Here is a 14688-nt window from a genome sequence, read left to right on the forward strand (position 1 = left end):
AGCCGAGAGAGAGAACGCCCCACATGTCCAAGCACACGCTCTCCGTCCTGGTCGAGAACACCCCCGGCATCCTGGCCCGGATCGCCGCCCTGTTCTCCCGCCGCGGGTTCAACATCGACTCCCTCGCGGTCGGCGTCACCGAGCACCCCGACATCTCCCGCATCACGATCGTCGTGAACGTCGAGGACCTCCCGCTGGAGCAGGTCACCAAGCAGCTGAACAAGCTGGTCAACGTGCTCAAGATCGTCGAGCTGGAGCCGTCCAACGCCATCGAGCGCGAACTCGTCCTGGTGAAGGTCCGCGCCGACAACGAGACCCGCTCGCAGATCATCGAGATCGTGCAGCTCTTCCGCGCCAAGACCGTCGACGTCTCCCCGGAGGCCGTCACCATCGAGGCCACGGGCGGCGCCGACAAGCTCGGCGCCATGCTGAAGATGCTGGAGCCGTTCGGCATCAAGGAGCTCGTCCAGTCCGGCACGATCGCCATCGGGCGCGGCGGACGGTCCATCACGGACCGCAGCCTGCGCGCGCTCGACCGCAGCGCCTGACCCTTTTGGCTCTCGCATCGCGAGACCAGGAAACTTCGTCCACGTTCCCCGCCGTACGGTGGGAGCAACACCAGCGCACCAAGGAGATATCCCAGTGGCCGAGCTGTTCTACGAGAACGACGCCGACCTGTCCATCATCCAGGGCCGCAAGGTCGCGGTCATCGGCTACGGCAGCCAGGGCCATGCCCACGCGCTGTCGCTGCGTGACTCCGGCGTCGACGTCGTCGTCGGCCTGAAGGAGGGCTCCAAGTCCAAGGCCAAGGCCGAGGAGCAGGGGCTGAAGGTCCTGCCGGTGGCCGAGGCCGCCGAGTGGGCGAACGTCATCATGATCCTGACGCCGGACCCGCTCCAGGCCGAGATCTACGAGGAGTCCGTCAAGGACCACCTGAAGGAGGGCGACGCGCTCTTCTTCGGCCACGGCTTCAACGTCCGCTACGGCTTCATCAAGCCCCCGTCCAACGTGGACGTCGCCCTCGTCGCCCCGAAGGGCCCGGGCCACCTGGTCCGCCGCCAGTACGAGGAGGGCCGCGGCGTCCCGTGCATCGCCGCCGTCGAGCAGGACGCCACCGGCAAGGCCTTCGACCTGGCCCTCTCCTACGCGGCCGGCATCGGCGGCACCCGCGCCGGCGTCATCAAGACCACCTTCAAGGAGGAGACCGAGACCGACCTGTTCGGTGAGCAGGCCGTCCTCTGCGGTGGCGCCTCCGCCCTGGTCAAGGCCGGTTTCGAGACCCTGACCGAGGCCGGCTACCAGCCGGAGATCGCCTACTTCGAGTGCCTGCACGAGCTGAAGCTCATCGTGGACCTCATGTACGAGGGCGGCCTGGAGAAGATGCGCTGGTCGGTCTCCGAGACCGCCGAGTGGGGCGACTACGTCACCGGCCCCCGCATCATCACCGACGCCACCAAGGCCGAGATGAAGAAGGTCCTCGCCGAGATCCAGAGCGGTGAGTTCGCCAACACCTGGATGGCCGAGTACAAGGCCGGCCTGCCGAAGTACAACGAGTACAAGAAGGCCGACGAGGAGCACCTGCTGGAGACCACCGGCAAGAAGCTGCGCAAGCTGATGAGCTGGGTCGACAGCGACGAGAACTGACCCGCGGCGGGGCCGGGGCGCACACCGCCCCGGCCCCGCGCCGCACCCCGGGCAGCCAGGAGCGCAGACCTCGGCAGCGTGGCTTGTCCACCCCGGCCAACCCCGGACGGGTGATCCTTACGGACAGGCGGAAACCGGTTTCGGATCCGCCACTACACTGCTCAACACAACGCGTCAGGCCCACAGTGTCGTGCGTCTTCCACGCGGCTAGCCCCTCCACCGCCTGCGGCCGTCGGGACGGCCGTCCGCACTGGACTTGTGAGGACCCACGTGAGCTCGAAACCTGTCGTACTCATCGCCGAAGAGCTGTCGCCCGCCACCGTCGAGGCGCTCGGCCCGGACTTCGAGATCCGGCACTGCAACGGCGCCGACCGCGCCGAGCTGATCCCCGCCATCGCCGACGTCGACGCCGTCCTGGTGCGCTCGGCGACGAAGGTCGACGCCGAGGCCATCGCCGCCGCCCGCAAGCTGAGGGTCGTCGCCCGCGCCGGAGTCGGCCTCGACAACGTCGACGTCTCCGCCGCCACCAAGGCCGGCGTGATGGTCGTGAACGCGCCGACCTCCAACATCGTCACCGCCGCCGAGCTCGCCTGCGGCCTGCTGATCGCCACCGCCCGCCACATCCCGCAGGCCAACACGGCCCTGAAGAACGGCGAGTGGAAGCGCAGCAAGTACACCGGCGTCGAGCTCAGCGAGAAGACCCTCGGCGTCGTCGGCCTCGGCCGGATCGGCGTGCTCGTCGCCCAGCGGATGTCCGCCTTCGGCATGAAGGTCGTCGCCTACGACCCCTACGTGCAGCCCGCGCGCGCCGCCCAGATGGGCGTCAAGATGCTCGCGCTGGACGAGCTGCTGGAGGTCGCCGACTTCATCACCGTCCACCTGCCGAAGACGCCGGAGACGATCGGCCTCATCGGCGACGACGCCCTGCACAAGGTGAAGCCGTCGGTCCGGATCGTCAACGCGGCGCGCGGCGGCATCGTGGACGAGGCCGCGCTGTACTCCGCGCTCAAGGAGGGCCGCGTCGCCGGCGCCGGCCTCGACGTGTACGCGAAGGAGCCCTGCACGGACTCCCCGCTCTTCGAGCTCGACCAGGTCGTGTGCACCCCGCACCTCGGCGCGTCCACGGACGAGGCACAGGAGAAGGCCGGCATCGCCGTCGCCAGGTCGGTGCGCCTCGCCCTGGCCGGCGAGCTCGTCCCGGACGCGGTCAACGTCCAGGGCGGCGTGATCGCCGAGGACGTCCGCCCGGGCCTGCCGCTGGCCGAGAAGCTCGGCCGGATCTTCACCGCGCTCGCCGGCGAGGTCGCGGTCCGCCTCGACGTCGAGGTGTGCGGCGAGATCACCCAGCACGACGTGAAGGTGCTGGAGCTCTCCGCCCTCAAGGGCGTCTTCGAGGACGTCGTCGACGAGACGGTCTCCTACGTCAACGCCCCGCTGTTCGCGCAGGAGCGCGGCGTCGAGGTCCGCCTGACCACCAGCTCGGAGTCCCCGGACCACCGCAACGTGGTGACCGTCCGCGGCACCCTGTCGGACGGCCAGGAGGTGGCGGTCTCCGGCACCCTGGCCGGCCCCAAGCACCTCCAGAAGATCGTCGGCGTCGGCGAGTACGACGTGGACCTGGCGCTCGCCGACCACATGGTCGTGCTGCGCTACACCGACCGGCCCGGCGTCGTCGGCACCGTCGGCCGGATCCTCGGCGAGGGCGGCCTGAACATCGCGGGCATGCAGGTGGCGCGGGCGGAGGAGCACGGCGAGGCGCTTGCGGTCCTCACCGTGGACGACACCGTTCCGGCGGCCGTGCTGGCCGACATCGCGGAAGCGATCGGCGCGACCTCGGCCCGCACGGTGAACCTGGCCGGCTGACCGGGTAAGCGACCGTACGCCGCCGTACGCCGCCCGAGGGCCCGGGGAGCAGTCCCCGGGCCCTTCGCGCGCGTCGCACCGGCCGTCAGGCGTGCAGGCGGGCCGTCTTGAGGGCCATGTGGAGGAGCAGGCGGTCCTCGCCCTCGTCGAGGTCGAGCCCGGTGAGCTGCTCCACCCGGGCCAGCCGGTAGTACAGGGTCTGGCGGTGGATGCCCAGGGCCGCCGCCGCCCGGCCGGCCTGGCCCGCGCAGTCCAGGAACACCTCCGCCGTCCGGGCCAGCTCCCGCTGCGCCGGGCCGAGCAGGGGGCGGGCCGCCGGGTCGTCCGCCGGGGCGGCGGAGGCGAGCGCCGACAGCATCCGGTACGGGCCGAGCGCCGACCAGCGAGCCACGGGGCCGAGCCGCGGCTGCGCCGCCGCCGCCCGGGCCGCCGCCGAAGCCTGCGCCCAGGCGTCCGCGAGCCCCCCGAGACCCCGGCCCGGCTCCGCGATCCCCGCGGCCGGGCCGCCGGGGGCGCCCGCCGGGGCCGCGCCGCCCGCCGTACGGGCCGCGCCCGCCGCTCCGGACACCGCCGCGCCCGCCGTCGCCGTACGGGCCGCAGCGCCTGCCGCCGCGCCCGCCGCCGTACGGGCCGCAGCGCCTGCCGCTGCGCCCGTCGCCGTACGGGCTGCCGCGCCTCCGGTCCCGGGCCCGAGCAGGCGGGACGCCACCGCCTCCGCCGGGCCGAGGGCGTCCGCCGCGCGGAGTCTGACCAGCAGCGCCAGTGCCCGGCCCGGGGCGGTGTCCGCCTCCGGCCCGCGGCCCGGAACCACGCACACCGCGGCGGCCCCCGGCACGGTGGCCGGGGCCTCACCGGTCCAGGGGGCGACGCACACCACCGTGTGCAGCTCGTCCGCGGCCGCCGGGCCGAGCGCCGCCCGGAGCGCCGAGACGGCCATGTCCTGCTGCCAGCCGCGGCCTGCGGTCAGCACCGCGAGGAACTCCCGCGACAGGTCGGCGCCCGCCTTGGCCTCCTCGGCGAGGAGGACGCCGATCCGGTCCGCCACCTCCATGGCGGCGGCCAGCGCCTCCGGCGCCGGTCCCGGGTCCCGGTCCAGCAGCCACACGTATCCCTGCACGATCCCGCGGTAGCGCACCGGCAGGCAGATCCGGCCCCGGAAGACGCCCGCGTCCGGCGCTGCCGGGATCCGGACGGGGCCGGTGGCGCGGGCGATGCCGAAGCCCTCGAACCAGGACCGAACGGCCGCCGTCGACCCGCGGGTCAGGATCGACCGGGTCCGCACCGGGTCCATGGCGAGGTCGTCGTCGCTGTCGTGCGCGCCGAAGGCGATCAGGCGGAAGTCCCGGTTCTCCAGTGTCGCGGGGGCGCCGAGCAGCGCGGAGATCTCGTCCACCAGGTCCTGGTAATCGCCTTTCACCCGGCCATTCTCCCACCGCAAACCCGTCTTTCAGACAGGTGTATGAGATCGCGGACACGGATGCGTGACAGCTGTCGATGGCAGAGGATCGAGTCCATCCTTAGGTTTCACGGTGGTTTCACTTGCGTTCTCCCCGCGGTCCCCGCCCACCCCCTGCGGGGGGCCCGTGACTGCTTCTGCCACCCGTTGGAGGTGCCCCGTGCTGGGTCCCGCGATCCTCGCCGCCTCGCGCAGCGACAAGATGCGCCGAATCGTCTCTGCCGCCCCGGTGACCAAGCCCGTGGTGACCCGCTTCATCCCCGGTGAGACGGTCGACCAGGTCATCCCCATCGTCGAGGAACTCGCCCGCAAGGGCCTCGAGGTGACCCTGGACGTCGTCGGCGAGGACATCACCACGGTGGAGCAGTCGTACGCCGCGCGCGACGCCTACCTGGAGCTCGTCGCCCGCCTGAAGGACCTCGGCCTGGGCGAGAAGGCCGAGATGTCGGTGAAGCTCTCGATGTTCGGCCAGGCGCTGGAGGGCGGCCACGAGCTCGCCCTCGCCAACGTCCGCCCGGTCGTCGAGGCCGCCGCCGCGATCGGCACCACGGTCACCCTCGACGCCGAGGACCACACCACCCTCGACTCGATGTTCGCCATCCACGAGGAGCTGCGGAAGGACTTCCCGCAGACCGGCTGCGTCATCCAGGCGTACCTCTTCCGCACCGAGGCCGACGCCCGCCGCCTGGCCGACGCCGGCAGCCGCGTCCGCATCGTGAAGGGCGCCTACAAGGAGCCCGCCGAGGTCGCCTACCAGGACAAGGGCGAGATCGACAAGGCGTACGTCCGCATCCTGAAGACGCTCATGGAGGGCAAGGGCTACCCGATGATCGGGTCCCACGACCCCCGCCTGATCGCCATCGGGCAGGAGCTCGCCCGCCAGGCCGGCCGCAAGCTCGACGAGTACGAGTTCCAGATGCTGTACGGCATCCGCAGCGAGGAGCACCTGCGGCTCGCCGCCGAGGGCCACCGCATGCGGGTCTACACCGCGTACGGGACCGACTGGTACGGCTACTTCATGCGCCGTCTCGCCGAGAAGCCCGCGAACCTGCTCTTCTTCCTCCGCTCGATGATCACCAAGAACTAGGTCAAGGAGTTTCAGACCCATGGATGCTGTGACCCAGGTCCCCGCCCCGGTCAACGAGCCGGTCCACTCGTACGCTCCCGGCAGCCCCGAGCGCGCGCGGCTCGAGGAGCAGCTGAAGCTGCTCTCCGAGAACCCGATCGAGCTGCCGATGACGATCAACGGCGTCAAGCGGATGGGCGGCGGAGAGCGCTTCGACGTGGTCCAGCCGCACGACCACAAGTCGGTGATCGGCACCTACGCCAACGCCACCGCGGCCGACGCGCAGGACGCCGTCGACGCCGCCCTGGCCGCCGCCCCGGCGTGGCGCGCCATGTCCTTCGACGACCGCGCCGCGATCATCCTGCGCGCCGCCGAGCTGCTGGCCGGCCCGTGGCGCGAGAAGCTGGCCGCCTCCACCATGCTCGGCCAGTCCAAGACCGCCCAGCAGGCCGAGATCGACACCCCCTGCGAGCTCGTCGACTTCTGGCGCTTCAACGTCCACTTCGCCCGCCAGATCCTGGCCGAGCAGCCGGTCGCGAACTCCGCCGGCGTGTGGAACCGCAGCGACCACCGCCCGCTGGAGGGCTTCGTCTACGCGATCACGCCGTTCAACTTCACGGCGATCGCCGGCAACCTGCCGACCGCCCCCGCCCTGATGGGCAACGTGGTCGTCTGGAAGCCGTCCCCCACGCAGACGCACTCCGCCGTCCTGCTGATGGAGCTCCTGGAGGAGGCCGGCCTCCCCAAGGGCGTCATCAACCTCGTCACCGGCGACGGCATCGCCGTCTCCGAGGTGGCCCTGAACCACCCGGAGCTCGCCGGCATCCACTTCACCGGCTCGACCAAGACCTTCCAGTACCTGTGGAAGACGGTCGGGAACAACATCGAGAAGTACCGCTCCTACCCGCGCCTGGTCGGCGAGACCGGCGGCAAGGACTTCGTCGTCGCGCACCCCTCCGCGGACCGCGCCGTCCTGAAGACCGCCCTGACCCGCGGATCCTTCGAGTTCCAGGGCCAGAAGTGCTCGGCGTCCTCCCGCGCCTACATCCCGGCGTCCATCTGGAACGACGGCTTCAAGGAGCAGTTCGCCGCCGAGGTCGACGGCATCGCCATGGGCGACGTCCGCGACCTGTCGAACTTCATCGGCGCCGTCATCGACGAGCGCTCCTTCGCGAAGAACAAGGCCGCGATCGACCGCGCCAAGGCCGACCCGTCCTGCACGATCGTCGCGGGCGGCAGCTACGACGACTCCGAGGGCTACTTCGTCCGCCCGACGGTCATCGAGTGCACGGACCCGGAGAACGAGGTCTTCACGACCGAGTACTTCGGCCCCATCCTCGCCGTCCACGTCTACGAGGACGACAGGTTCGACGAGATGCTGGAGCAGATGGAGTCGGTCTCCGACTACGCGCTGACCGGCTCGGTCATCGCCGGCGACCGCTACGCCGCCGCCCACGCGATGGACAGGCTCCGCTTCGCCGCGGGCAACTTCTACATCAACGACAAGTCGACCGGCGCCGTCGTCGGCCAGCAGCCCTTCGGCGGCGGCCGCGCCTCCGGCACCAACGACAAGGCCGGCGCCGCCAGCAACCTCCAGCGCTGGGTCTCGACCCGCTCCATCAAGGAGACGCTGGTCCCGCCGACCGAGTACGGCTACCCGCACATGGGCTGATCCCGGCCCCGCCTGACCCCGCCCCCGCTCCGGTACCCCCAAGTCCGGAGCGGGGGCGGTCTCCATTCCGGGGCCGCCGCGGCTCAGACCTCCACCAGCACCTGCTCCAGCGTCTTGCGGACCAGGTCCGGGACCTCGCAGTCGTCCGCCGGGTAGCCGACCGGGACCACGGCGAACGCCTTCTCGTTCTCCGGCCGGCCCAGCACGTGCGCGAGGAACCGCATCGGGCTCGGGGTGTGCACCAGCGCGGCCAGGCCGGAGAGGTGCAGCGCGCTCAGCAGCATGCCGACGGCGATGCCGACCGATTCGTCGACGTAGTAGTGCTTGCGCCTGCTGCCGTCCTCGCCCAGCCAGTAGCGCTGCTGGAAGACGACGATCAGGGCGGGGGCGTCCGTCAGATGCGTCTTGACGGCGTCCGTGCCGAGCGGGCGCAGGGCCGCCAGCCACTCGTCGCCGAGGCGGCCCTCGTACGAGAGCTGCTCCTCCTGCTCGGCGGCGGCCCGGATCTGCCGGCGCACCTCCGGGTCCTTGACCAGGACGAACGTCCACGGCTGCTGGTGCGCCCCGGAGGGGGCCGTCGCCGCGCAGGCGATGGCGTCGCGGACGGCCTGCTCCGGCACCGGGTCGGGGGAGAACGCGCGGACGGTGCGCCGCTGCCCCATGCGCTCGCGCAGCTCCGCGGCGCGCTCCAGAGTCCGGCCGGCCGGCATCCGCTCGGGCCGGTAGGCGACGGGACGGTACGGCTCCCCGTGCACGGGGGTCCACTGCTGGGCGGTAGGTGACATGGGGCGAGTGTGCCGGGGGTGGCCCGAGCGGGCCAGTGCCCCGGCACGGGCGTTTGTCCCGTTCTGCGGGGACGGGGCGGGAATGGCAGCGGCGAGCACCGGCCGATTCGCCGGAGGGCGGTCCGGCTGCGGCGTGCCGGCGGTCCGGGGCCGCCCCGGCACCCGCCCGGCCGGCCGGGCAGGGCGCATGCCGCCGGGGCGGGGCGTGCGGACCCCCGCCGACCTGCGGGAAACGGCCTGCACGGACCCGGAGCGCGCGCGGCCCGGCGGGCGCGGAGCCGTACGCACGCCCCCCGCCGGGCCGGGGCGTCCGTACGGGCGGCAGGCGGCTGCGGGTTCCGCATTCCGGATGGTCCGCCTGTTTCCGGCCCTTCCGGCGGGGCCGGGCGGCCGGTTCGCGACGGCCCGGCGGCGGCCGGACGCCCGCGCGGCACACTGGGGGCATGACCGGCACCCGCACGCGCCTCGCGCACACCTCGCAGCTGGCGGCCGGGGAGCTCTCCGCCGTACGGGGGCTCCTCGACGGCGCCTTCGACGGCGACTTCGGCGAGGAGGACTTCGAGCACGCCCTCGGCGGCATGCACGCCCTGGTGTACCGCGGAGGGGAGCTCCTCGCGCACGGCAGCGTCGTCCAGCGGCGCGTCGTCCACGCGGGCCGCGCCCTGCGCTGCGGATACGTCGAGGCCGTCGCGGTCCGGGCGGACGCGCGGCGGCGCGGCCTCGGCGGCGCCGTGATGGCCGCCCTGGAGGACGTCATCGGACGGGCGTACGTGCTCGGCGCGCTCTCCGCCTCCGACGAGGGCGCCGCCCTGTACGGGGGCCGCGGCTGGTCGGTGTGGGGCGGCCGGATCGGCGCCCTGTCACCCGGCGGCCCGGTCCGCCTGCCGGAGGAGGAGGGCTCGACGTACGTGTGGGCGCCGGACGGGGCCCTGCCCGCGCCCGCCGAGGGCCTGTGGTTCGACTGGCGCGACGGCGACGTCCTGTAGTACCCGGCCGCGCCTGCCCGTTCAGCCGGGCAGGCGGACCAGCATCTTGCCGGTGTTGTCGCCGCGCAGGACCCCGAGAAACGCCTCCACGGTGCGGTCGATCCCCTCCACGGCGGTCGTGTCGGTGCCCACGCGCCCGCTGCGCAGGTGCGGGACGAGGAAGTCCTCCAACTCCTCCTGGAGGCCGGTGTGGTGGCGGACCAGGACCCCTTCCAGGCGGAGCGACTTGTGCACCACCTCGAAGAGGTTGCGCGGCGCGGCCGGCGAGCGGTCCCCGTTGTACGTCGAGACGGCGCCGACCCAGGCAATCCGCCCGAACTCCCGCAGCGCGCCGATGGCCCCCTCCAGGTGGTCCTTGCCGACGTTGTCCACGTACACGTCGATGCCGTCCGGCGCCGCCTGGGCGAGCAGCTCGCCGACCGGGCCGTCGTGGTAGTCGAACGCCGCGTCGAAGCCGAGCACACCGGTGAGGTGGCGCACCTTCGCCGGGGTGCCCGCGCTGCCGATGATCCGGCGGGCGCCCAGCAGCCGGGCGATGTGCCCGACGGCGGTGCCGACCCCGCCGGCCGCGGCCGACACGTACAGGTCCTCGCCCGCGCGCAGGCCCGCGGTCCGGGTGAGCGCGGCGTACGCGGTCAGGCCGGTGCCGCCGAGGATGCCGAGGTGGGCCTCCAGCGGGACGCCCTCGTGGCGGCGGATCCTGCGCGTGCCGTCCTCGCCGAGCGCCACCAGCGCGTGCGTGCGCCAGCCCTGGCGGTGGAAGACGAGGTCGCCCTCCTCCAGGCCCGGGTCGCGGGAGGCGACCACCCTGCCCACGGCGCGGCCCTCCAGCGGGGCGCCCAGCGCGAAGCCCTCCTCGCCGCCGTCCATCATCCCGCGGTGGTAGGGGTCCACGGACAGCAGGAGGTTCTGCACCAGGGCCGTCCCCGGCGCGGGCTCCGGCACCGGCATGCGGGCCAGGGTGAAGTCGGAGGCGGAGGGGAAGCCGGAGGGGCGGGCGGTCTGGTGCACGGCGTACGCGGTGTTCTCGGTCATGGCGGGGACGTTAGGGAGGAATCCCCGGGCCGGGCAGGGGGTTGGGCTCATGGAAGCACCCGATACATGAACACTGCTCATACACCGAGGTGAAAGCCGCCCATGACAGCCCGACAGGCCGAACTCGCCCCGCACGAACTGCGGATCCTCCTCGCCGTCGCCGAGACCGGCGGCTTCTCGGCCGCCGCGGCGCGGCTCGGACTGACCCAGTCCGCGGTCTCCCACTCGGTGCGCGGCAGCGAGGCCAAGGTCGGCGCCGTCCTCTTCGAGCGCGGGCGGACCGGCGCCGTGCCCACCGCGGCGGGGGAGCGGGCCGCGGCCCTCGCCCGGCGGATCCTGCGGATGTACGAGGTCCTCGGCGCGGAGGTCCGTGCGGCCGCGGCCGGCGGCTCCGGCGCCGACGGCGCACTGCAGGGGGTGCTGCGCATCGCCGCGTTCCGCAGCGCGGCCCTGCACCTGCTGCCGCCCGCGCTGGAGCGGCTTGCCGCCCGGCACCCCGGGATCCGCGCGGAGGTACGGGTGGTGCGGGAGGTGGGGGAGGGGGCCGCGGGGGAGGTGGTCGCGGGGAGGGCCGACCTCGGGATCGCCACGCTGGACCCCGCCGCCGGGCTGCCGCCGGGGCTGCTGGGCGGGGTGCTCGTGCAGGAGGCGTACGCGCTGGTGCACCCGGCCGGGCACGCCGACCCGAAGTCGCTGCCCCTGCTCGACTGGGACGAGAACTGCGGCTCCTACACCCGGGAGTGGTGGCGGTCCCAGGACTGGATCCCGCGCGCCACCGTGAAGGCCGAGGACGACGGGATGGTGCTCACCATGGTGGGCCGCGGGCTCGGCATGGCGATCATGCCCGAGCTGTCGCTCCGCGAGGCGGGAAACGCGGTCGCCGTCACCGGTCTGGGCCCCTCGGGGCCCGTCCGAAACGTGGGATACGTAACCACCCCGGAATCCGCCTCCACGGTCGCCGTCAGGGCTCTGATCAGGGAACTTCGCCAGTAGAGGGGCTGAGAACGGAGGGCCTGGGACGGGCCGTCCGGAGGATTGGCCGTCTCAGATAGTAGGAAGTCCGAGTAATTGCGCAGACATACAGCGGAAGCTGTCCTAGTTTTGTAGAAGCCGAACGTCTCGCCGATCCGGCGAATGGCGGCCCGCGGCGCGCGCCCCGAACAGGCAATCCCTGTGGCGCAGCGCCCCCGCCCCTTCCGGCGCCTTGAAGGAACCCCTCATCCGCGGCTGTGCCGCGCCGTGATCTCAAGGAGTCGATCACCATGACCAAGACCACCCCCGCCGCCCCCCGCCGCGTCCGCCGCTCCGCCGCCGCCGACGCCGACCGCAGGAACGCCGCCGCGGCCCTGCAGCGCGCCCTGGACCGCCGCGACAACGGCGGCGCGACCGGCCACTGACCCGGCGCCCGGGCCGGGCGCCCGGCCCGGCCCCGCTAGGCCTCCCGCCCTGCGCCCCGGCCACGCCCCCGCCGCACCGATCGCCCGCGACACGCGCTGTCCAGATGGTGGACGCAATATGTCTGAGGGCTGGGACACGGAGTACGGTTCCGACATGTCGACCAGCATCAATCTCGCAGTGATCCCCGGTGACGGCATCGGCCAGGAAGTCGTGGCCCAGGGCCTGAAGGTCCTCGCCGCCGTCCTGCCCCAGGACGTGAAGCTGGAGACCAGGGAGTACGACCTCGGCGCCCAGCGCTGGCACCGCACCGGCGAGACCCTGCCGGACGCGGAGCTGGAGGCGCTGAAGGCCCACGACGCGATCCTGCTGGGCGCCATCGGCGACCCCTCGGTCCCGTCCGGCGTCCTGGAGCGCGGCCTGCTGCTGAAGCTCCGCTTCGCCTTCGACCACTTCGTCAACCTGCGCCCGTCGAAGCTGTTCCCGAACACGGACACCCCGCTCGCCGGCCGCCCGGAGATCGACTTCGTCGTGGTCCGCGAGGGCACCGAGGGTCCGTACACCGGCAACGGCGGCAGCCTGCGCACCGGCACCCCCGCCGAGGTCGCCACCGAGGTCAGCGTCAACACCGCCTACGGCGTCGAGCGCGTCGTCCGCGACGCGTACGAGCGGGCCGCCGCCCGCCCCCGCAAGAAGCTGACGCTCGTGCACAAGAACAACGTCCTCGTGTACGCCGGGCACATGTGGAAGAACATCTTCGACACGGTGGGCCGCGAGTACCCGCAGGTCACCACCGACTACCTGCACGTCGACGCCGCGACGATCTTCTTCGTCACGCAGCCCGAGCGCTTCGACGTCATCGTCACCGACAACCTCTTCGGCGACATCCTCACCGACCTGGCCGCGGCCGTGACCGGCGGCATCGGCCTCGCCGCCTCCGGGAACATCAACCCGACCGGCGCCTTCCCCTCCATGTTCGAGCCCGTCCACGGCTCGGCCCCCGACATCGCGGGCACCGGCAAGGCCGACCCCACCGCGACCGTCCTGTCCGTCGCCCTGATGCTGCGCCACCTCGGCCGCGAGGAGCTGGCCGTCCGCATCGAGGACGCGGTCGCCGCCGACCTCGCGGAACGGGACGGCACCTTCCGCAGCACGGACCGGATCGGCGATGCGCTCGCCGCACGAGTAGCCGGCTGACCCGGCTGCCACCGCCCCAAGGAAGCCGCCGGGTCGCGCGAACACCGCACCCGGCGGCTTTTCCTGCGCGGCCCCGGGTGCCACCATCTCCCCTGGGCCGCAACCTCCCCGCTTCACCGAAGCCGCATCGCGCGCGATAATCGAACGCGAGACCGCGGAATGCGGGGAAAGCTCGGACGTCCTGGACGCCGTGAGCGCGGTCCGCCCTACCCAACCGGTGAAGGACAAGCACTCATGACGACGCCCACGATCGAGCTCAAGCCCTCCTCGAACCCGCTGTCCGATGCGGAGCGCCAGGCGATCCTCGCCAGCCCCGGCTTCGGCCGCCACTTCACCGACCACATGGTGACGATCAAGTGGACCGAGGGGCGCGGCTGGCACGACGCGGAGCTCGTCCCGTACGCGCCGCTGTCGATCGACCCCGCGAACATGACGCTGCACTACGCGCAGACGATCTTCGAGGGGATGAAGGCCTACCGCCAGCCCGACGGCACCGTGGCCACCTTCCGCCCCGAGGCCAACGCCGAGCGCTTCCAGGCCTCCGCCCGCCGCATGGCCATGCCCGAGCTGCCGGCCGAGCTCTTCATCGAGGCCTGCGACGCCCTCATCAGGCAGGACAGCGCCTGGGTGCCCTCCTCCGGCGAGGCCTCCCTCTACCTGCGGCCCTTCATGTTCGCCACCGAGGTCGGCCTCGGCGTCCGCCCGGCCAACGAGTTCCTCTTCATGGTCATCGCCTCCCCGGCCGGCGCCTACTTCGCCGGCGGCGTCAAGCCCGTCTCCGTCTGGCTCTCGGAGGAGTACGTGCGCGCCGTCAAGGGCGGCACCGGCGCGGCCAAGACCGGCGGCAACTACGCGGCCTCCCTCGTCGCCCAGGCGCAGGCCGCCTCGCACGGCTGCGACCAGGTGGTGTGGCTCGACGCCGTCGAGCACCGCTGGATCGAGGAGATGGGCGGCATGAACCTGTACTTCGTGTACGGCGACCGCATCGTCACCCCGGAGCTGACCGGCTCGCTCCTGCCCGGCATCACCCGCGACTCGCTCCTCACCATCGCCCGCGACCTCGGCTACACCGCCGAGGAGGGGCGCATCTCCACCGAGGACTGGCAGCGCGACAACGAGAACGGCACCCTGACCGAGGTGTTCGCCTGCGGCACCGCCGCCGTCATCACGCCCGTCGGCTCCGTGAAGTCGGAGAAGGCCTCCTGGACGCAGGGCGACGGCGAGCCCGGCGAGGTCACGATGAAGCTCCGCAAGGCGCTGCTCGACCTCCAGACCGGCCACCGCGCCGACACCCACGGCTGGATGCACCCCCTCGGCTAGGACAGGCCCTGGTCCGCGCCTGCCGACCGGAGCGAAACGGAGGCCCCCCGCCGTGCGGGGGGCCTCCGCCGTGCCGGGCCGGGCGGGGGAGCGGGGTCAGCGCTCCTCGGCCGCCGCGTCGCCCGCCTGGTCCCGGCGCCGCTCGTCCTTGCGGCGCTCACTGCCGTCGGGGACGGCGCCCACCAGGAAGTCGCCGAAGGCGTAGGCCAGGCCGGCGACCCCCTTGACGACCCTGCCCGCCACGTACACCAGCTCTTCCACGGCGCCTC

The 14688-nt window shown here is 72.7% G+C and carries 14 protein-coding genes; 10 read left to right on the plus strand and 4 right to left on the minus strand.

Annotated features, from left to right (window positions below; translation table 11 throughout):
• The first annotated feature begins 23 nt into the window (after positions 1–23).
• The 3 genes from ilvN (at position 24) to serA (ending at position 3507) form a co-directional block, all read left to right on the plus strand.
• On the plus strand, positions 24–548 hold the full coding sequence (ilvN, locus tag C0216_RS06350; RefSeq protein ID WP_114054307.1) for an acetolactate synthase small subunit: 525 nt from the start codon (positions 24–26) through the stop codon (positions 546–548).
• Positions 549–642: 94 nt separating this feature from the next.
• A complete protein-coding gene (gene ilvC, locus C0216_RS06355) occupies positions 643–1644 on the plus strand; it encodes a ketol-acid reductoisomerase (protein ID WP_114054308.1) in 1002 nt (333 codons plus the stop codon).
• Between the two features lie 270 nt (positions 1645–1914).
• Complete coding sequence (gene serA / locus C0216_RS06360; RefSeq protein WP_114054309.1) at positions 1915–3507, plus strand: phosphoglycerate dehydrogenase; 1593 nt, start codon at positions 1915–1917, stop codon at positions 3505–3507.
• A gap of 85 nt (positions 3508–3592) precedes the next feature.
• On the opposite strand, the gene C0216_RS06365 is transcribed toward serA, so the two are convergent.
• On the minus strand, positions 3593–4924 hold the full coding sequence (locus C0216_RS06365) for a helix-turn-helix domain-containing protein (RefSeq protein WP_114054310.1): 1332 nt from the start codon (positions 4922–4924) through the stop codon (positions 3593–3595).
• A 199-nt stretch (positions 4925–5123) separates the two neighbouring features.
• Between C0216_RS06365 and C0216_RS06370 the strand changes: the two genes are divergently transcribed.
• Positions 5124–6050: a proline dehydrogenase family protein gene (locus C0216_RS06370; protein ID WP_114054311.1), complete on the plus strand. Its 927-nt coding sequence runs from the start codon at positions 5124–5126 to the stop codon at positions 6048–6050.
• 19 nt (positions 6051–6069) lie between these two features.
• Entirely contained in the window at positions 6070–7701 is a 1632-nt protein-coding gene (gene pruA, locus C0216_RS06375) for an L-glutamate gamma-semialdehyde dehydrogenase (protein ID WP_114054312.1), read from the plus strand.
• 83 nt (positions 7702–7784) lie between these two features.
• Here the strand turns inward: pruA and C0216_RS06380 are convergent, their stop codons facing one another.
• A complete protein-coding gene (locus C0216_RS06380) occupies positions 7785–8486 on the minus strand; it encodes a nitroreductase family protein (RefSeq protein ID WP_114054313.1) in 702 nt (233 codons plus the stop codon).
• A 443-nt stretch (positions 8487–8929) separates the two neighbouring features.
• Here C0216_RS06380 and C0216_RS06385 point away from each other — a divergent pair, with 443 nt between their 5' ends.
• On the plus strand, positions 8930–9472 hold the full coding sequence (locus C0216_RS06385) for a GNAT family N-acetyltransferase (protein ID WP_114054314.1): 543 nt from the start codon (positions 8930–8932) through the stop codon (positions 9470–9472).
• A gap of 21 nt (positions 9473–9493) precedes the next feature.
• On the opposite strand, the gene C0216_RS06390 is transcribed toward C0216_RS06385, so the two are convergent.
• On the minus strand, positions 9494–10507 hold the full coding sequence (locus C0216_RS06390) for an NADP-dependent oxidoreductase (protein ID WP_114054315.1): 1014 nt from the start codon (positions 10505–10507) through the stop codon (positions 9494–9496).
• Between the two features lie 102 nt (positions 10508–10609).
• Between C0216_RS06390 and C0216_RS06395 the strand changes: the two genes are divergently transcribed.
• From C0216_RS06395 to C0216_RS06405, 4 genes are all read left to right on the plus strand, one after another.
• Positions 10610–11500 (plus strand): LysR family transcriptional regulator, encoded by an 891-nt coding sequence (locus C0216_RS06395; RefSeq protein ID WP_114054316.1) that lies wholly within the window; start codon positions 10610–10612, stop codon positions 11498–11500.
• A 269-nt stretch (positions 11501–11769) separates the two neighbouring features.
• Complete coding sequence (locus tag C0216_RS34935) at positions 11770–11904, plus strand: hypothetical protein (protein WP_281277907.1); 135 nt, start codon at positions 11770–11772, stop codon at positions 11902–11904.
• A gap of 154 nt (positions 11905–12058) precedes the next feature.
• Entirely contained in the window at positions 12059–13099 is a 1041-nt protein-coding gene (locus C0216_RS06400; protein ID WP_114058493.1) for a 3-isopropylmalate dehydrogenase, read from the plus strand.
• A 234-nt stretch (positions 13100–13333) separates the two neighbouring features.
• Positions 13334–14419, plus strand: a complete 1086-nt coding sequence (locus C0216_RS06405) for a branched-chain amino acid aminotransferase (RefSeq protein ID WP_114054317.1) — start codon at positions 13334–13336, stop codon at positions 14417–14419.
• A gap of 96 nt (positions 14420–14515) precedes the next feature.
• Here the strand turns inward: C0216_RS06405 and C0216_RS33330 are convergent, their stop codons facing one another.
• Positions 14516–14680 (minus strand): hypothetical protein, encoded by a 165-nt coding sequence (locus C0216_RS33330; protein ID WP_162793127.1) that lies wholly within the window; start codon positions 14678–14680, stop codon positions 14516–14518.
• Positions 14681–14688: the final 8 nt, after the last annotated feature.

The organism is Streptomyces globosus, from assembly GCF_003325375.1.
Taxonomy (GTDB): Bacteria; Actinomycetota; Actinomycetes; order Streptomycetales; family Streptomycetaceae; genus Streptomyces; species Streptomyces globosus_A.